Consider the following 19,936-nt stretch of genomic DNA (forward strand, 5'->3'; position numbering starts at 1 on the left):
ACCTTAAACCCAAGACGGAGTATTGGTTCATTTCTGCTTCCGCTGGGAATAAAGGTGAAATCGGGATGAACAATAGTTAATTCGCTGACATAACGGGGTTGAAGTCCTTTCTCTTCAACTATCACATCGTCAATGCAGGTTCCAAAACCCCAGTTGGTTTGCCCCTCAAAGGCTATGTAGTATGTGCTGCTTGGGTTGGGTAGGTTTACCCTGAACTGGGTCCAATCGTTTATAGGGTCTAGAAATTCTTGCAGCAGCGTCCAATTGTCAGTGATACTTCTTTTATAGTAAACCCTTAGGTAATCCCAATTTGTGTTGCCTGAGAATGTCCAGGGAACCTGACAAAGCCAGAAGCTTAGTTCGGGCTGAATTGTGCCTTCCAGATTTATTGGTTTTGTAATTAGCTTGGTTCGCTCCTGATTGGTACTTTGCTTGAAGAAAATGGCATTATAGGTACCGCTATGGGCGCTTGGAGGGTTTCGGGTTATATCGGTTTGCCATGCAGGTATTGTCCAGTTGTTATCGTTAGGGCTATGACCTCCGTTACGGTATCGCCAGGGCTCGGTACCCGACACGTACTCCTCGGTCCAGCCAGTGGGTTTTGTTCCGTTTTCAAAACCTTCGCTTAGGTACACCTGCGCACTGGTATTGGCTATTTGCATTACAAATAGCGTAATACCTATAATGTAGCCTTTAACCTTCATATTGCAGCTTTTTGTGGTATGGTTATGTAAGATAGTCAAAGATTGTAAACCATTAAATAATTTTTACGTTATATTTACTAAATGGTTTGCTAATCCTATTAACAAATTAGCGGACAAATAGGTTTACTTGTTAACATCAGCTTATTTTGACGAAGTTAGAACATTTAATGACAAACAGTCGTAAAATGTAAACAAAAATAATATATTTGTCGATTAATGACAATCTATCCTAAAAATGCGAAACCGTTTTGCTGTATATAGTTTATTTCTTGCATTTTTAGTTGCAATACTTAGTGGTACCGCCAATAGGCTTAATGCCCAGACCGATACCGAGTTCTGGTTTGTTGTGCCTGAGGTAACCATTAACCATTTCCACCCAGGTGGTGCTAATGCGTATTTCAAATTCTCTACAGGTCTTCTTCCGGCTACAATAACAATAAGCATGCCTGCCAACCAGTACGATCCTATAACGAATCCAACCGGGTTTCAGGATATCGTAATCAACATGCCGGCAGGTAGTTTTCACCAGGAGGATTTGTCGTGTTGGGTAGTAAGGAGGGTCAATCTAGGTGTGCCGGATTGTAATGCTATACCAATTAATACTTCATACGCTTTAGGTTCATATGTTGACGTAAATCGTTTGGAGAATAAGCCGTTAAATGCTTCAGGGATAAATAAATTTGGAATTTTAATTACCTCAACAAATCCAATAACTGCCTACTGGGAGGTTTCAAGGCAAAAAAATAAGGACATTTGGGCACTTAAAGGGCGAAATGCCTTAGGTACAGATTTTTACGCACCTTTTCAAACTCATGGTGTAAATAATGGGGTAACAGTTGATACTCCTAGTGCAATTGATGTTGTAGCCACTGAAGATAATACCGTGGTTACATTCCAGTTACCAGCGGGCATTCAGGCATCCTATGGTAACCCAATGACTGGTGTTCCTGCAGGAGGAACTGTAGTTAAAACATTGAATAGGGGCGAAACCTTTTCCCTTTTTCCGTTTAATAAAGACAGATCAACTGCAGCTAGATTAAGGGGTACGCGAATTACATCAACAAAACCCATTGCTGTTACCATTAAGGACGATTCATTTTATCATACTTCAGGTGGTTGCTTCGATTTGGCTGGCGACCAAATGGTTCCCACCTCGATTGCAGGCAAGGAGTATGCTATAATTAGAACGTTCCTTAATAACCATGATCATATTTACATTTTGGGAACCCAAAACGGAACAAATGTTACAGTTTATAATACCGCAGGAGGTGTTGTTGCTTCCACAACAGTAAATGCCCAACAGCAGATTTACTATCAGATACCTACAACTGAAACGTATTATAGAATAGTAACCGATAAACCGGTTTACGTTTGGCACATAGGTGGCTTTGGTTGTGAACAGGGAGGTGCAATACTACCCCCAATCGATATCTGTACCGGCAGTACCCAGGTGGCCTTTGCACGTACCTCAACTGAGAGTTTTTACATAATAATGATGGTTCGTCAGGGAGCAGAAACCGGATTTTTATTTGACGATTCGTTGCGTAATGACCTGTTCCCTCCTGCCAGTTTTGTTCCAATTCCTGGTTCCGACTGGAGCGTTGCACGTTTTGGGCCCTTTGATGATGATTCAACTGAAATTTTGGTAGGCAGCCACTTCATCGAGAATACCATGGATATATTCCACCTGGGTATAGTTAATGGTGGGAGTAATTCGGGTTGCTTCTACGGGTATTTTTCCGATTACAACGAATTAGATGTCCAGGCTGTGGTAGCTGGTACTAACTCCGAGGTACTTAAAACCTGCTATGGAAACCCTGTACAGCTATACGCTTACGGCGGTACCGATTACGTCTGGACTCCTGATAGCACCCTTAGTAATCCCACTTCACAGCTACCCTGGGCAACACCTCTGGTTAATACAAAGTATAAGGTTGTTGTCTCCGGTGCATGCGATATGACCGACAGCGCGTTTATTGACGTGCTCGTTTCAACTCCGCTTAGCGCATCGTTTATTACCGATAAGGTGGAGGGTTGTGCTCCCCTTACTGTGAACTTTGAGGACAAATCCACAGGTATTACATACTGGCGATACGATTTTGGCGATGGATCAGCTTACCTCAAGTACGATACCGACCCTGGAACAGCTGACCCTGACCCACCAAGTCCGTTCACTTTCTCCCATACGTTTCAGAACAATACCGACTCCGCTATTACTTATAAGGTTGTACTCCTGGCCAAGAATGCCGACTATTGCTCCGAGGTTTACGAGAAGTACATCACGGTGTACCCAAGCATAAATGCTAATTTTACACCTAATACGGTTCAGGGTTGTAATCCACAAACGTTAACTTTTACCAATAACTCCTCCAGCAATACCGCCGATACCTACCTTTGGGAGTTTGGCGATGGAATGAACCAGGTCACCAATAACCCAACCGGCACGGTTGTTCATACTTTCACAAACACCGTACCCCGCGATACTACGTATAGCATGCGAATGATTGCTACATCACCTTTCATGTGCCGCGATACGGCTACTGCCAGCATTACCATTTACTCATACTTTACAGCCGATTTTACCACCAATGTCAGTTCAGGTTGTTCCCCAGTAACCGTGAATATCGATAACCTATCGGTTGGCGATACAGCCCGCTACGTTTGGACGCTTAACGGTGTACCCATGACAAAAAAAACCGGACGCGATACCACCCTTGTTCTCACCAATACTACCAATACCTATATTGATTATGTAATACAGCTGCAGGTGTTTAATACCGGGAACCGATGCAGCCAAACAGTTTCACGTACCGTAAGGGTTTACCCCGAGGTGAATGCTGCATTTACCACCCCGCAAGCGCAGTATTGTAATTTAAGCAATGTAATATTTAACAATAGCACATCGCCGGGTTCTACTAATCCCGGGAATGTGGTTAATACTTACCTCTGGGATTTTGGCGATGGTGCAGCTTCGGCGCTGGTTAATCCAACCCACGTTTACGACAACCAAACAAACAACTTTAAGGATTACGTTGTTACCCTTACAGCCCGCAACCAATTTGGATGCCAGGATGTGGCAACAACAACCATCAGGATATTTAGTCAGATTTACGCCGATTTTGCGGTTACGCCTGCTGCTCAGTGTTCGCCTGTAACGGCTAGTATCGATAATAACTCGCGTGGAGGAATAGTAACCTACAACTGGGACTATGGCGATGGTACACCGCCAAGTGGTACTAACCTGGATCACACACATCCCTACACAAATAATGGGTTAACTCCCGTAACCCGCACTATAACGTTAACGGTAACCAATGAAGGTGGTTGTACCGATACTGAATCGCACGATGTGGTAATATATCCCTCGGTAACGGCAGGTTTTACTCCAAGTGTAACAGCAGGCTGCAATGAGCTTACCGTTAACTTTACCGATAACTCCAAGGCCAATGCTACTATCTATAACTGGAACTTTGGCGACGGTAGTTCTTCGGCGCTAAAATCACCTAGCCATACCTTTGTAAACCTCACCGGGGCTGATGTAACTTACCCTGTAACGCTTACCGTTTTTACCGATTACGGTTGTACAGCACAAGCTTCAACTAACATCACTGTTTACCCGTTTATCGATGCGCAGTTTGCAATCGACACCAGCTTTGGTTGCTCTCCGCTTGATGTCAGGTATGTTTATACTAAGCACCCCGGTATTACTGAGTACCGTTGGGATTGGGATGGAAATGGCACGGTTGACCAAACCACACTCCCTGCGGCTCCCAATACAATTACCCATCAGTTTGTAAACCAAACAGGAGTTGTTCAAAACCCTACAACGCGCTTAACAGTAGTGAATAGTCACGGTTGCAGCAAATCGACCTCAAGCACAATCTCGATTTACCCTGAGGTATCGGCAATATTTGTCCCAACGGTTGATAGGGGATGTAACCCATTAAATGTTACGCTGAATAATAATAGCATTTTTACAGGCGTGGGAACACCTCTGGTTAATACAAATTACTACTGGACTTATGGCGATGGCGGTTCGTCAACTACCAAGAGCCCTAGCCACATCTATATAAATAATGATCCCAATAACAATGCCATTTACAATACCCGTTTAAGGATTGTAAGCGAGTATGGTTGTACCGATTCTGCTTTCCATAGTATTGAGGTGTACAATAGGGTAGAGTCGCATTTCACTTTAGAGTATGCTGAAAATTGTACCCCCTTTGATGTAACATTTAATCCTGCAGCCACTGGGGCATCGACCTATGTTTGGACTTACGGTGGCGCTCCTGGCTTACCAGCCTCAGAAACCTTTGCCAATGGAAACCCATTCACCCGTACCTTTACGAACATTGATCCTAACAATATTGCAACCTATACCGTAACACTTGAGGCTAGGAATAACGAGGGCTGTCCTGCCTTTGATTCGCACAGCATTGAGGTTTATCCTGTTGTGGATGCTCAATTCAATGCATCAACCCTTGCCGGATGCTCTGATCTGGATGTAACCCTAACCTCCACATCTACCGGTGGTAGCTTGGTTTACCTTTGGGATTTGGGTAATGGGCAAAGCGCAAGTACGCCAAATGTAAGCCACACCTTTACAAACCGTGGTAGTATCGATAGCGTTTACACCGTTAAGCTTAAAACCATTAACCCACTTGGATGTAGGGATAGTATCACCAGAGATATCACGGTGCACCCCAAGGTTGAGGCACAGTTTGTGTTTGCCCAGCAATCGCCATGTACTCCTTTTTATATCGATTTAACCAATACCTCACTCAACGGAAATACATTCCACTGGTACACGGTTTACAATGGCGATACCATCACAAATAATAAAAACACTTTCCAGTACCTGTTCGATAATTCCACGCTTAACGATATACTTACCGATACAATTAAGTTGGTAACTCGCGATGCTGTAACGGGTTGTATCGATAGCACATATAGGACTCTAACAATTTATCCAAGGGTTGTATCCCGATTCGATGTGGATAAGCTGGTAGGATGTAATCCTTTAACGGTTAACTTTACTAATAACTCATCAGGGTTAGCAACTTACCTTTGGGAGTTTGGCGATGGCTCAACATATGGAAATGCTACTCCCAACCCTCATACCTATAGCCATACCTATAAGGATCAGTCGGTACAATTCACCGCTAAGTTGACCTCAACCAATGCCTTTGGCTGTAAGAGTTTTAAGGATACTGTAATCACTGTTTACCCTCTGGTTAAAGCCGACTTCCAGTGGAATTTATTTGAGGGTTGTACACCATTGACAATTAACCTTAATAATTCATCAACATCGCCATTGTATAAGTATCGCTGGGATTTTGGCGATGGAAGACCTTACTTTTACAACGATCAGCCCGGAGCAGTTACCTATACTAACCCCACAAATTCGCCACCAGTAATTCTTTCACCTACAATTACGCTTCGTACAAGTTACTCGGGCGACACTTTGTGTATCGATAGCCTTAAGTTACCGGTTAGAGTATTCCCCCATATTTATCCTGAATTTTCAGGTAATCTGGCGGGCTGTCATCCGCATACGGTGAACTTCACAAATCAAACAGTTGCTTACAGCACAAACAATAGCTACTACTGGGATTTGGGTAGTGGTGTAAACTCATTGCTGGAGAACCCCACTTTAACCTATTACAATACCGATAAGTTTGCTGATAGCACATTTACTGTGAAGATGGTTGCGGTGAGTGAGCATGGCTGTACCGATAGTGTTTTCCATCAAGTGGTAGCGCATCCCAGACCTTACGCAGCCATGGAGCTAACAGGTGAGTATATATCGTGTCCTCCATTCGATGTTGAAATTGATAATAACTCGTTGGGTACTAACCTAACCTTTGAGTATGATTTTGGTGATGGCGCCGATTCCACCACTACAAGTCAGGCTAATATGCGGCATATTTTCCATAACCTGAGCAATGCAGTTCAACCATACCAAATAAAGTTAAGGACTGTTACAGAATTTGGTTGCGACGATAGCGTTTTCCAAACCATTTATGTTTTTCCTGAGGTAGTTGCTTCGTATGTGGCAAACCCTGGCTATGCCGCTTGTAGTCCATTTGAGGTGAACTTTACCAATAATACTATTAACGCAAGGTTCTATGAGTGGGATTTTGCCGATGGTATTACCTCGTCGTTCCCAACCCCAAGGCATTCTTTCCTCAACTTTGGTGAGACCGATTCAGTTTTCAATGTGGTATTATATGCATCCTCGGAATTTGGCTGTTTCGACCGCGATACACAGCAGATAACCGTTTACGCAACTCCAATTGCCAATATTGCCGCTGAGCCACCCCTGCAGGTGTTCCCCAATGCTACCTTTAAAATTTATAACCAGAGTAGCCCTGCTGCAAGTAGTTGGAGTTACAGTTGGACCTTCGGCGACAATACTTTTAGTACCGTTAAAGACCCGCTCACCAAAACATACACTAGGTGGGGACCCAAGGATCAAAACTTTAGGTACCGCATTACCATGCGGGTTGATGCACCTCATGGATGCTGGGATGCCGATACGGTATTGATTTACCTGTTACCCACCGAGCCGGTAGCTTACTTTACGAGTAGTGTTGACTCGGCTTGTGCTCCCATGGAGGTGCAACTTGTTGATGCCTCACAGTTTGCCGACAATTACCTGTGGGAGTTTGGCGATGGAACTACATCGACCGAACGTAATCCACGCCATACATACACTGAGCCAGGTTACTACACTGTTAAGTTAACTGTTACCAACGATGCAGGGCCAAGGTTCTTCTATAAGATCTTCCGAGTTTACGAAAGCCCTGAAGCCGATTTTGCCATTTTCCCCCAACGCGTGATGTTGCCCGATGCCACCATTCATGCCTATAACCTTTCCACGCAGTTTACTCGCTGTCAGTGGGATTTTGGTGATGGGTATCAAACCACAGAGCGCGACCCCGTTCACACTTACGACCGTTTAGGTGAATTCAGAATTTCCCTCTGGGCTTACATGGACTATGGCAACGATGTTTGTGTCGATTCAATTTCCAAGTTCCCCGCTGTTTGGGTCGAAGGGGTTGGGTACCTGAAATTCCCTAACGCATTTAAGCCTAATCCTGCAGGGCCTAATGGCGGTTTGTACGATGCTATCGATTACAAGAATGAAGTATTCCACCCGTATCACTATGGTGTGGTTGAGTATAAGCTAATGATTTTCTCACGCTGGGGAGAGCAGATATTTACATCAACCGATGTGAATATTGGATGGGACGGCTATATTAAAGGTAAACTTGCACAACAGGGAGTTTACATGTGGCGAGCAATAGGTAAGTTTACCAATGGAAAGCCTTTTGACATGAAAGGGAATGTTACCCTTTTGAGGTAATAGAGTTGAATTATGAACAGTTTTAAAAAATACTGGTATTCTGTTTTACTGCTTTTTTCTGCATTTTCGGTTTTCTCCCAGGATATGCAGTTTACCCAGTTTTATGCAAATCCTTTGTACTTATCCCCTTCATTTACCGGAGGTATAGTTGGGTATAGGGTTGCTGCAAACTATCGCAACCAGTGGACGTTTGTCCCGGGAACATTCAACACCTTCAGCGTTTCATGGGATCACAACTCTCCCGCTTTCCGAAGCGGCTTTGGCGTTATGGCTATGCGCGATCAGGCCGGTGACGGTAACTTGGCAAATACTAGGATGGGTGTGCTTTATTCATACGATATTGAGCCTTTCCCCGATTGGCATCTACGACCCGGTCTGGCTTTCTTCCTCCAGCAGATTTCCATAGATTTCAGCAAACTGATTTTTAGCGATCAGCTTACATCTACACCAATGCCACCAACCTCGGTTACTCAGCCTGGTAAGGATGCTGTATGGGATATTGATGTTTCGTCTTCAATCCTGGCATACTCCGATAATATGTGGCTTGGTGTTACCTGGGATCATATGCTTAAACCCGTGGCCACTTTCTACGACGATAATTCTAGGCTGCCGCATAAGATAACCGTGCATGGGGGGTATAGGTACATTACAAAAGGTTTTTTGCTCAGTAGAATCGAGGAATCCTTTACTGTTGCCTTTAATTATCGGGTTCAGGATATTTATCGCCAGCTCGATTTGGGATTATACTTCTATTCACAACCCATTAGCTTTGGTGTTTGGTGGAGGGGGTTACCCAAAAACTCCGTTGGCCGAAGGGTTGATGCCTTAGCTTTTATGGTTGGTTACAAGTGGGAGCAAGTAAGTATGGGGTATAGCTACGATTTTACAATATCCCGACTTGGTTTGGCCTCAGGTGGTTCACATGAAATATCTATGATATATGAATTTAGGTTAACGCCTAAAAAGCGCTGGAAGGCCATTCCTTGTCCAACGTTTTAGCTTGTTTTCTTTTTATAATATTCTATTCCGAGATAAATAATCACCCCCATTGCTATCAATGTAAGCAATACCCATAGCCAGATATACGAGGGTTCAACACTGGTCTTTCCTGTACTGCTATTGTAGAGCGATATTTTTTGCTCATTGGGCAATGAAACATATTCACTAATTGCCATTCGAGCCAACAGGAGTGTAAGTTCCTCTCTATTTGCATTGAAGCCTTCCGGGTTTTGCTTGCTGTATAATTCAATGAGCTGTGTCAGATTTCCAATCTCTTTGTTTTTAAGCATAACCAATGCTAGGTCATTGCCAAGCTGTTTTGAGGCTTTGTTAATAAGTTCGTTATATGCCTTTATGATTAAAGTTCGATTGTTCTTGGTAAATTTTTGTTCCTTTTTGCCTGATTGGGTATTGCTTAGATTTCCGATTTTATCGTAAAGTTCGGTTAAACTATAAATTATGGTGTTAAGCTCTTTGTCGGTTTTAAACGATGATGCAAAATGTATAATGGTCTCGTTTAGGTTTTCGGTGCTAAATTTCCAGTTCCTTTTCAGAACAGGAAGAATATCTTGTTGTTTCTCATTAGGTGTTAGTAAAAGCAATATCTCAGAGAAATAGCTGTCGTCGTTAATGCTTGCATTGTTTAGCTCAAATGCTTTTTGTTTTACGGTAGGGGTGTCGGTTGGCCACTGGGAACGTGGGGTAGTATCGCCAAAATTATTCTTAAAGGTAGCATCCGTAGTTGAATTACTTGATATGGTGCTAGGTGTCTGATTGTTTGTTTCTTCGGTGTAAGTCTTAGCTGCAATCTCAGTTTCTGATACTCTTTTAACTTCAGCCAACTCCTCTATTCTTGATGGGATTACCCCGTATGCTTTCCCGTTAAGGAATAGTTTTATTGTGTTGTTGCCGCTAATATCAATCTTTGTAACGGTTTCATTGGCATCAATGGATGCCAAACCTTTTGTTGAAAGGGTGTCAACTATTAGCCGGGCAAAAGTTTTATCGGTGGTACGTTCTTGCGCAACTGTTTTTGGTACTATGCTTTTTCTGAATCGTGGAATAAAAAGTTCTATCTCAAAAATATCGGTTTCACCAAATGAATTATCATCAAAGCGAGCTATAAGGGCTGTTGCTCCATCTTCGATGGGGTGATAGAACAGGTCATCGTCAGTAGTGTTTAGGGGGTATCCCAGATTTATAGGGGTTGTCCAATCGCCTTTCCCTGAAAGCTGCGAAACAAAAATGTCGTATCCTCCCATGTTATCATGACCCTCGGAGCTAAAATAGAGCGTAGTGCCATCGGTGCTGATAAACGGTGTGTTTTCGTTAAAAGGAGAGTTAATTGTTGCGCCCAGATTGCGAGCTGGCCCCCAGTCATCGCCTGATGTTCTTGTGCTAACCCAAAGGTCAAGTTCCCCAAATCCCCCTTTCCTATTGCTGGTAAAAAATAGCTGTTTACCATCGGGACTTAACGAGGCGTGGGTTTCATATGCCTCGGTATTGATATTGGGGTTTAACTTTTTAATTGGTAACCATTTCTTCCCATTAAACCGGGTGACATAGATGTTTCCATCATGATTATCATCTCTGAACAAGTATAGCTCGTTCCCATCGTACGAGAGGCATAAGGTTGAGCAGCTTATGTCAGTTTGTAAATCTAAAGTGATATTAACCGGCTTTTCCCACTGGTTCTTTTCGTTTTTACGGGAAATATTAATGGCATTGTAAAACTTTAGCTTGGTTGTGAATGCAAGAACTTTCCCATTACCCGATACAACAGCGTTGAAGTTTGGAAATCTGTCGTTGATTTTATCACCCAGGTTTGCCATTATAAAATCCACCGGATTACGTTGAATTTTGAGTGAGTTTTTGGCAACATAGATCTGATGGTTTAAGTAATCAAAGTCCCAGTCGGATTTGCCCTTTGTTAAGCTATAAAATTTTTCGTATGCTTTTAAAGCGTCATCAATCCTATTGACTGTTAGGTAGGCGTTACCCAGGTAAAATATTGCATCAATTGGAGCACGTTGCTCGGTGATGGATTCCTCGTTGTACCTTGTAGTAGTGTTTTGAACAGCTTTTTCGAGGAACTGAATAGATTTATGTTTACTGCCAGGGATGTTAAGGTAACAAAAGCCTATTCTATAGTTGAGGTTGTAGTTGTCGGGCTGGAACTTGTAAATTTTTTGGTAGAGTGCCAGCGCTTCCTCGTAATCCTCAAAGTAGAAGTATGAGTTTGCATCCCGATAGGTTTCGTCAATTTCGGTTCTAGTTTGGCCTGAGGAGTAGAACGGTAGCCAAGCTAACAGCAGAAGGGATACTGAAATTCTAAATGCTTTCATTGGCTAGCGGGGCGATTTAATATCCAGGGCAACATGGTAAATGTCTTCATCTCCCTTACTTTCCGAATTCTTTGAGTAGTAGCCTTCTTTACCATTTTTAATTGGGAAGAAGAAGGTGTCGTCGTCGGTGGTGTTGAGCGGATAGCCAACGTTTATTGGTATGCCCCAGGCTTTGTTTTCGTAATCGGAGTAGAAGATGTCAAAACCACCCATTGTTTTAAGCCCATTGGAACTGAAAAATAGACGTTTCCCATCCTCGGTTAGGAATGGAGCAATCTCATCGAATGGGGTGTTAACATTTTTGCCAAGATTTATGGGCGAAGACCAACCATTCGATGTTTTGATGGACATCCAGATATCAAATCCGCCAAAGCCACCTTCGCGGTTACTGCTGAAGTAAAGGGTATCGCCATTTCTGGAAAGTGACCCAAAGGTCTGCCAGCTTTTGGAAGTATTAATCTCCTTGGGGAATTTTGTGATTGGAGCCCATGAGTTGGTTTCCTTGTTGTATGTACTGTAGTACAGATTGTATATGTCGTTATCGTTACGCGATAGCAAAAGAACATTTCCGTTCGATGTAATACCAACGGTTCTAATTTCACCATCGGCGTAGAGTTGAGGGTTGAGGTTTAGCGGATTGTTCCAAAACTCGTTGCCCCTGTTGCTTATAAGAATAGCATTGTAAAACCGCTGTACCGAGGTGTATACAAGCGTGTTGCCGCTACTATCGGAAACCGGGTTGACCTCAGGGAAACGGGTGGTAATATTTCTACCCACGGGGGTCATTCTATGCTTTAGTGGATTTGAGGTAAAGAAACGGGCGTTATCAAGAGCCTCAAGTTCTTTTCTTACAATTCTAAGTTCGGTTATTTCGTTTGGTTTCAGTAGGTTCTTATAGGTTTCAAAGGCTTTTTGCGCCTTGTCGAACTGGCCCAATATTCTCAGAGCACGGCCATAGTGGAGGTAAGCATCTTTTGGCGCATTGGTTTCAGTAAAGTACCCCTCTTTGTAGTTATCTGAAATCGAAGTTATTGCCTTTTCAAAGTAAGGTAACGATTTGGCTTTTTCGTTCGGAATATTCAGGTAACACAGGCCAATGCGGTACGCTAGGTTGTAGTTGTTGGGGTAGGCCTTGTAAAGTTCCTGGTATAGCGGTAGGGCATCGCGGTACTCCTCGTAAAGCATGTAGTACTCCGCATCAACAAATATACGACGGTAGTAAGAGCTCCGTTGAGCGCTCGAACTACTAAACGAAATTAGCAGTAAAAGAATCAAGAATACTCCCTGCCTCATTCTGTCAATCACTAGTAAGCTAAAATGTTTTTACTGCTTTAATCAATTCAATATAAAACTTTATTCTTCAAATATATAACCATTAAGTTAAATATGTAACAATATTACAGTATTTTTTTGTTACTGTAATGATTAAACGTCTTTGTTTTGTTACGTTTATTAATGTTTTTTGTTTCCATGGCAATAGGGTTGGTTCTCTTTAATTTTGATAAAATGTTGTTATAGATTGATAAAAAAGTCTACCGCGCCTCAATAAAAAGGATGAGTTTAGCCGGAACTCATCCTTTTTTATTTTAAACATTTATAAAAGTCTATATTTCGGATGGGGTAAAGTTTTCAAGCCTATCGCGTAACGATTTAAGGAATTGCCCTGCGAGGGCACCATCAATCACCCGATGATCGTATGATAGTGAAAGGATGCAAATGTGACGTATGGCAATCATATCGCCCGATGGGGTTTCAATAACAACGGGACGTTTCTTTACAGCACCAATTGCCAGGATGGCAACCTGGGGTTGGTTAATAATTGGGGTTCCTGTTAGGGTGTCGAACGAGCCAAGGTTGGTAATGGTAAAAGTCCCTCCTACAATCTCATCGGGTTTAAGTTTGTTGTCGCGTGCTCGCTGGGCAAGATCGTTAATGCTTTTTGCAATACCAATCAGGTTGAGAGTCTCTGCTCGTTTTACTACCGGAACTATCAGATTGCCATTGGGTAGAGCAGTAGCAATGCCAAGGTTAACGTCGCGCTTTAGAATGATATTATCTCCCTCAACCGATGAGTTAAGCAGTGGGTAACGTTTTACTTCAGCAATGGTTGCCTGTGCAAACAAGTGGGTTAGTGTAAGCTTATCACCATATGTTTTTTGGAACTTATCCTTATTGGTTTCGCGCCAGTTAACCATATTGGTAACATCAACCTCAATGAACGAGGCCACATGTGCCGAGGTTTGCTTGGATCGAACCATGTGATCAGCAATTAGCTTGCGCATACGATCCATTGGTACTACCTCATGCGCAAGAACGCTGCTGTTGGTATCGGTAGGCGAAGTGTACTGAATGGGTGTTTCGGTCTGGATCCGCTCTTTGGCCTCGGCCTCAATTTGTGAAATTCGATTACTACGGTTTTCTATGTACTTCAGTAGATCGTCCTTGGTTATTCGGCCATCTAACCCGGTGCCTTCTATTTTTTCCAATTCCTCAAGGGCAATATTTTCCTGTTTAGCCATGCTACGCACCAACGGTGAAAGGTAACGCAACGTTTTTATTTCTTGTTTAACTTCTGCTTTTTCTTTAATCTCAATAGGTTTAGCAACAGGTTTTTCCTTTTGTGCCGATTTTGGCTCAGCCGGAGAAACATGTGTTTTGCTTCCTTCTGCAATAACCCCTTCCACTTCAAGTATGCAAATAGCCTGCCCAACCTGAGGCGAGTCACCTTCGTTAAAAAGTAGTTGTTTTACCTTACCCTTGCTGGTCGATGGAACTTCGGAATCAACCTTGTCAGTTGCTATTTCTACTAGAGGTTGGTCAACTTCAACCAAATCGCCGGGTTTAACAAGCCATTTTGTAATTTTTGCTTCGGTAACACCTTCGCCCATTGCTGGGAGTACTATCTTTACTTCTGCCATGTTATTTGAATTTTCTTTTTCACCTCTATTAACACCTAATTGTGTAAAAGGTTGAAAGTCATCAGACCAAAATTGAAGAAAATCCAGACAAAATGGTTTTTAATGCTAATCTTGGGTTTTAAAAATATTCCTGATTAGCTCCGATACTTCCAGGGTGATACTGAAATGTTGGGCGTAGTAGAAATCGAGGCCTACAGTACTAGTTAAACCTTTGCCCCATTTACTATACAAATAAACCGATGGTTTTAAAACCGAATTTTGTTTGGAAATGTTAGGATGGTTATAGCCAATCCATGTTTTTTCCCCTTTAAAAACCTGCAGTGCACTTTTTAAAACCATTAAGGGTTTTACAAGGAATATCCATAGAATAGGGAAGAGCACGATTATCAGAGCCGACGATAAAATGTCGAAAATCCTTTTCTGGCGCCTTGCTACTGGTTTTGCTAGTGGTATTACTTCAAGAGTGTAAAGTTCACCCTGGGATTCCACGGAACTGCTGCCAACAATTGAGTTGCCACCATGTAGCGCAATCTTAAAATCGATATCAAATTCTGAAAGGTACATCATGGCGTGAATAATACTTGTCATAGGGATACCCTCTGTTCCAAAAATTATCTCGGAGATATTTTGATATTTAATTGCATCGGCAATAATCTCTTTTTTTGCTCTTTGATGCTCATCTAAAACCTCCTCAGGGAGCAGGTGGGTGATATTATTACGGTGAAAACCAGCCTGTATTAAAAGTTCTTCTGAACCCTTGAACTCACTAGCTGTACCAATAAAGCAAACACTTTTTTTCCGGGCATTCAATTTAAGTAAACTCTCAATGAATGTCGATGCTAATATTCTGTTTAGGGTGATTGATAGTAATGACCATGCCGATAGGATTAGAATGATGGCACGTGAAAACCGGAAGTTTTGAGGCAGAATGGAGTAAACAACCAGTATGGCAATTGTGCCATATAGTATACCTTTCGCCCCGGATTTTAAGTTTTGAGGTTTGTCGTATGCGCCATATAGCCAAAGGGACATAATCCAGGTTAAAAGGTAGAAACCGATTAGCGCATAAAGAATATCGCGGGGGTATATATTGGTTGCACCATGCCTAAGTTGCTCCCACCAAGGTATGAGTAGGTAGGCTCCCAAAAACATTAAGGCAAAATCGGTAACTGGTAACCAAACTTTAATTATTAACCTTTTTATTATTGAGACCGTTGCCCGTATTGCAACGGCTAGCTTTATCATAGTCACAAAGTGATTTTGCTTCTGTTTGCTGAAATGCTTCTGCGCAAACAGTATCATGGCTTTGTAGAATACTATAACGTAATTCAAACTACCTTTTTTTGTGCTTTCGCCCTTGTAATGTATTATTTGACATTTTGGGTAGTAATAGTTTTTATATCCGTGTTGTAGGATACGGTATGAAAGGTCGATATCCTCTCCATACATAAAGAACTGCTCATCGAGCAGTCCAACCTGTTTTAGAACCTCCGAACGGAGGAACATGAAGGCGCCAGGCATTATTTCTATTGCATGGGTTGCGTTTTTATCCAAATGGCCAAGGTAGTAGTGTGCAAAAAGTTTTGATTTAGGGAAAAGTGAGGTTAGCCCAAAAATTTTGCAGAACGATGCCCAAGGCGATGGGAACCCTCGCTTGGATTCGGGTAGGTAACGCCCCTTCCCATCAATCATCTTAACTGTTAACCCCCCGGCGTCAGGATGGGTATCCATAAAATTTATGCACTCCCTGAAGGTGTCCTCCTGAACAACCGTATCGGGGTTTAGTAAAAGGGTATATCTCCCTTTTGCAAGTTTTATGGCCTGGTTGTTGGCTTTGGAAAAGCCTAGGTTGGTTTGGTTTGATATTAGTTTTACCTGGGGAAATTTAAGCTTTACCATTTCAACCGAACCATCGGTTGAAGCATTGTCAACTACCCATACTTCGGCTTCAATCCCTTTAAGTGCTGCAAATACGCTTACCAGGCATTGCTCTAAAAAATACCGAACATTATAGTTTACAACTACAACCGAGAGTTCCATGAATCAGAAAAACGCCGATTAATTTTGTGGAAATATACAAAAATGTTGCAAAAATGCAGGTATTCCTAGCAGTAATACTTAAAGCTTGCTGAAGAGAAGTATTTCGAATAAAAAATGCGTACCAACAGAGCAAGGTAAATGAGGTTTAGCTCCAGTATAAAATCAAAAAAAAAGCCACTGAGCAATCTTTTACAAATTTAAACCCAGTGGCAATACTAAAAGATTTGTGGATGATAGGTGTTACTCTTTTATCATTCGTTTTATTGCATTGGCAAGCCTTCGGCTTCCTTCAATGTTTAGCTCTTTCGACATGAATGAGAAGTTGATACGAAGAGTATTCTTGCCCTCACCATTGCAGTAAAATACCGTGCCTGGAACAAAGGCTACATTTTCCTCAATTGCAATTTTGAATAGGTCTTCGGCATCAATATATTCAGGCAGGGTAACAAATAGGAAGAGTCCTCCCTCGGGTTCAGTCCATTTCACACCTTTGGGCATAAACTTATGAAAGGCCTCCACCATGGCATCGCGCTTTTCCTTGTACATGGCATTGGTTTTAGCCAAATTGGGATCAAAGTATCCCTTGTCGAAGTATTTAGCGGCTATTTTTTGAACAAACGATGAGGTGCAAAGGTCGGTGTTTTGTTTTGCTACAACCAACTTGTCAATAACTTCTTCATGAGCAACTATCCAGCCCAGGCGGAATCCGGGTACAAATATTTTCGACATTGTGCCAAGTAATATAACCTGGCCAGTGCCATCCAACTCATACATTGTGCGCTGTGGAGTTCCGCTGAACCGTACCTCACGGTATGGGCTGTCCTCAACTATTAAAACGTTGTACTTTCTTGCAATCTCAATTATTTCTAGTCTTCGCCTTTCAGGCATGCAGATGCCGGTTGGGTTCTGGAAGTCAGGTATAACGTAAATAAATTTGGGTTTTTGACCTTTCCGTTGCAATTCCTGCATTTTCTGTTCAAGCAAATCGGAGCGCATTCCATGGTCGTCGAGCTCAATACCTACAAGATCGGCTCCGTATGTGGCGAATGCGGAAATTCCCCCTAGATAGCTGGGTAACCCACAAATAACCTTGTCGCCAGGGTTAACAAATATTTTTGGAATAAGGTCAAGCGCCTGTTGCGATGCGGTGGAGATTATCAGGTTGTTTATATTGATGTTCAGCCCTTCTTTCCTATACTTTTCAACCAGAATCTCCCGGAGCCTTTTATCGCCTTCGGTTTCGCTATACTGAAGGGCGCGAGCGCTATCGGTATCTAATACCTCTACTACTACCTGTTTTAGCTGCTCAACCGGAAAGCTCTCAGGCGAAGGAAGACCTCCGGCAAAAGAGATAAGTTCAGGACGTTGAGTCATTTTTAGCAATTCCCTTATCACCGAACGCTTCATCCTTTTAGCGCTTGCCGATAGAATTTGATCTAGGTCGTTAATCATGGCGTTTTTCTTATAATATGTTATTAAACCAAGGCTATTACAAAATATCTATTACTAAATATTGCTGCTAAGTTAAAAAATGTAATTAGATATTTCAAAATTTTTAGACCGAGATTGTTCAGTTTACATACAAAAAAATTAAATAACTTGTTTCTATTGGCTTATCGATGTAATACCGACCCTAAAAATGTTACTGCGTCCATTATATTAACTTAGTTAAATTTATTAATTCATGATACTTTGCTTTTCACTATTCACTATTCCACTAACTTCCTCTAACTTCCGCTAACTTCCTTTAATTCTAACTCCATCATATTCCGTTTATTCCGACTCATTCCGGTTCATTCCGACTCATTTTCATTGGGTTTCGCAATTCACTTTTCAATTTTTACTATTCCTCTAACTTCCTTTAACTTCCTCTAACTTCTTCTAATTCTAACTCCATCATATTCCGTTTATTCCGACTCATTCCGGTTCATTCCGGCTCATTCCTCTAAAATTAGCCCTGTTTAGTTCATGATGTTTGAGTTAAATAAAAAAGTCCCCAATAGGGACTAATTTTTTATTGAGCAATATTTATTAACTTTTCTACCGGGCTCCGCATTCCGCCACCACCATCTTGCAGGAGGTCATGTAACCCATTTGGCAAGCCTTACGAAAATCGGCACAGGCTTTTTGGGTTTCATTCAGCTTAAGCAGGCTCATGCCCCTGTTGTAGTAGGGTAGAGGAGATGTTGGATCGAGGTCGATAGCGGTTGTGTAATCGGTAACGGCATCGATATAGTAGCCAAGCCTGAAGTTAACAAGCCCCCGGAAGTTGTAGGCATTAAAATTGCGGGGATCCAGTTCCACAACTTTGTTATAGTCGGCAAGCGATTCTGCAAACTGTTCAATCTTAAAATGGGCCGAAGCCTTATTCAGTAATATTTGTACCTTGAGCTGAGTATTTGGGTTTTGGCCGAGGGCGCTTACAAAGTCCTCAATAGCCTTATCGTGGTAACCGTTTAAGTTGTGAATAATACCCCTACGAAACAGGAAATCGGGATTGTTGGGGTATGCCTCAAGTGCAATGGCAATCCATCGTTGAGCCTCCTTGTAATCCTCTAGCAGTGTATTTGCCCTGATAATTCCATTTAAAGCTAGGGAGTCGTTAGGCGATACGTTGAGCGCATTCTTAAATTCAGCAAGGGCTCCCTTGAAATCCTTTTCCTTAATTTTTTGATTGCCGTTGGCAATAAAATCGCTAATGTTCGATTGGGCAACAGCAAAAAGCGAAATTGTTGCAGCTATTATAAGGGTTAAGCAATACTTGAACATGTTTGTATAGAATAATGATGTTTTAAAAATACAATCTTTTTGTTAAAGTTCAAAAATTATTCCACGGAGAAAGAATTGTCAAACCTCACCCGGTTAAGCAGGGCACGGCCAAGGGTGACCTCGTCGGTATACTCCAGCTCATTGCCAAAAGCCACACCTCGGGCAAGGGTGGTAACCATTACCGGGAAATTTTTAATCTTTTTGTAGATGAAGAAGTTGGTGGTATCGCCTTCGGTTGTGGCGCTTAAAGCCATTATCACCTCATTTACCTCGCTGGTCGACAGCCTTTCAACCAAGCTGTTAATGGTTAAATCGTTAGGGCCAATTCCCTCCATGGGGTTTATTACTCCACCCAGCACGTGGTAAACACCTTTGTACTGCATGGTATTTTCAATGCTCATCACATCCTTTATGGTTTCAACCACACAAATAGTTGTTCTATCGCGCGATGGCGATGAACATATTGAGCAGATATCGGTATCGGAAATATTGTGACAAACGGAGCAGAAGTGTATATTTGTTTTCATTTCGCCAATAGCAGTAAGGAATTGCTCAACTTCGGCTTGGGGCTGCCTGAGTAAATGAAGGGCTAACCTTAGTGCAGTTCTATTTCCTATCCCGGGGAGTTTAGCCAATTCCTCAACAGCTCTCTCCAGCAGTTTTGATGGGTATGTATGGGTTTGCATGTTTATGTCGTTTGTTTGGCAAATCTAGTTAATAAGAGTAGAATATTGCGATGATACATTAAACGATTTTCGCTCAAATAGGTTTGCAGCCTTGCTTAGTTTTTGT

At 42.2% G+C, this 19,936-nt stretch carries 10 protein-coding genes; 2 read left to right on the top strand and 8 right to left on the bottom strand.

The features are described from left to right. Nucleotides 1-704 (bottom strand): hypothetical protein (locus WHS63_RS02335; protein WP_445203714.1); only part of this gene is annotated, 704 nt, incomplete at its 3' end. 235 nt (nucleotides 705-939) lie between these two features. On the opposite strand from WHS63_RS02335, the gene WHS63_RS02340 reads away from it, so the two are divergent. Next, nucleotides 940-8,073, top strand: coding sequence for a PKD domain-containing protein (locus tag WHS63_RS02340; RefSeq protein ID WP_445203715.1), 7,134 nt, complete (start codon nucleotides 940-942; stop codon nucleotides 8,071-8,073). Between the two features lie 12 nt (nucleotides 8,074-8,085). Beyond that, nucleotides 8,086-9,072 carry a PorP/SprF family type IX secretion system membrane protein gene (locus tag WHS63_RS02345; protein WP_445203716.1) on the top strand — a complete coding sequence of 329 codons (987 nt, stop codon included), beginning with the start codon at nucleotides 8,086-8,088 and terminating at the stop codon, nucleotides 9,070-9,072. Here WHS63_RS02345 and WHS63_RS02350 read toward each other — a convergent pair. The 7 genes from WHS63_RS02350 to recR all read right to left on the bottom strand — a co-directional run bounded on the left by WHS63_RS02350 (nucleotide 9,069) and on the right by recR (nucleotide 19,830). Next, entirely contained in the window at nucleotides 9,069-11,417 is a 2,349-nt protein-coding gene (locus WHS63_RS02350) for a hypothetical protein (RefSeq protein ID WP_445203717.1), read from the bottom strand. The genes WHS63_RS02345 and WHS63_RS02350 overlap by 4 nt on opposite strands. 3 nt (nucleotides 11,418-11,420) lie before the next feature. Then, nucleotides 11,421-12,722, bottom strand: a complete 1,302-nt coding sequence (locus WHS63_RS02355) for a hypothetical protein (protein ID WP_445203718.1) — start codon at nucleotides 12,720-12,722, stop codon at nucleotides 11,421-11,423. A 299-nt stretch (nucleotides 12,723-13,021) separates the two neighbouring features. Beyond that, nucleotides 13,022-14,335 (bottom strand): dihydrolipoamide acetyltransferase family protein, encoded by a 1,314-nt coding sequence (locus tag WHS63_RS02360; protein WP_445203719.1) that lies wholly within the window; start codon nucleotides 14,333-14,335, stop codon nucleotides 13,022-13,024. A 105-nt stretch (nucleotides 14,336-14,440) separates the two neighbouring features. Beyond that, nucleotides 14,441-16,375: a glycosyltransferase family 2 protein gene (locus WHS63_RS02365; protein WP_445203720.1), complete on the bottom strand. Its 1,935-nt coding sequence runs from the start codon at nucleotides 16,373-16,375 to the stop codon at nucleotides 14,441-14,443. A 240-nt stretch (nucleotides 16,376-16,615) separates the two neighbouring features. After that, a complete protein-coding gene (locus tag WHS63_RS02370) occupies nucleotides 16,616-17,827 on the bottom strand; it encodes an aminotransferase-like domain-containing protein (RefSeq protein WP_445203721.1) in 1,212 nt (403 codons plus the stop codon). Nucleotides 17,828-18,415: 588 nt separating this feature from the next. Continuing rightward, nucleotides 18,416-19,144 carry a tetratricopeptide repeat protein gene (locus WHS63_RS02375; protein ID WP_445203722.1) on the bottom strand — a complete coding sequence of 243 codons (729 nt, stop codon included), beginning with the start codon at nucleotides 19,142-19,144 and terminating at the stop codon, nucleotides 18,416-18,418. Between the two features lie 56 nt (nucleotides 19,145-19,200). Beyond that, nucleotides 19,201-19,830 (bottom strand): recombination mediator RecR, encoded by a 630-nt coding sequence (recR, locus tag WHS63_RS02380; RefSeq protein WP_445203723.1) that lies wholly within the window; start codon nucleotides 19,828-19,830, stop codon nucleotides 19,201-19,203. Nucleotides 19,831-19,936: the final 106 nt, after the last annotated feature.

This window comes from Tenuifilum sp. (genome assembly GCF_037481895.1).
GTDB classification, from domain to species: Bacteria; Bacteroidota; Bacteroidia; order Bacteroidales; family Tenuifilaceae; genus Tenuifilum; species Tenuifilum osseticum.

Bases quoted from the DNA above. Each gene is read 5' to 3' on its own strand.
- WHS63_RS02340 (WP_445203715.1), top strand. From the start codon at position 940: ATGCGAAACCGTTTTGCTGTATATAGTTTATTTCTTGCATTTTTAGTT.
- WHS63_RS02345 (WP_445203716.1), top strand. From the start codon at position 8,086: ATGAACAGTTTTAAAAAATACTGGTATTCTGTTTTACTGCTTTTTTCT.
- WHS63_RS02350 (WP_445203717.1), bottom strand. From the start codon at position 11,417: ATGAAAGCATTTAGAATTTCAGTATCCCTTCTGCTGTTAGCTTGGCTA.
- WHS63_RS02360 (WP_445203719.1), bottom strand. From the start codon at position 14,335: ATGGCAGAAGTAAAGATAGTACTCCCAGCAATGGGCGAAGGTGTTACC.
- WHS63_RS02365 (WP_445203720.1), bottom strand. From the start codon at position 16,375: ATGGAACTCTCGGTTGTAGTTGTAAACTATAATGTTCGGTATTTTTTA.
- WHS63_RS02370 (WP_445203721.1), bottom strand. From the start codon at position 17,827: ATGATTAACGACCTAGATCAAATTCTATCGGCAAGCGCTAAAAGGATG.
- WHS63_RS02375 (WP_445203722.1), bottom strand. From the start codon at position 19,144: ATGTTCAAGTATTGCTTAACCCTTATAATAGCTGCAACAATTTCGCTT.
- recR (WP_445203723.1), bottom strand. From the start codon at position 19,830: ATGCAAACCCATACATACCCATCAAAACTGCTGGAGAGAGCTGTTGAG.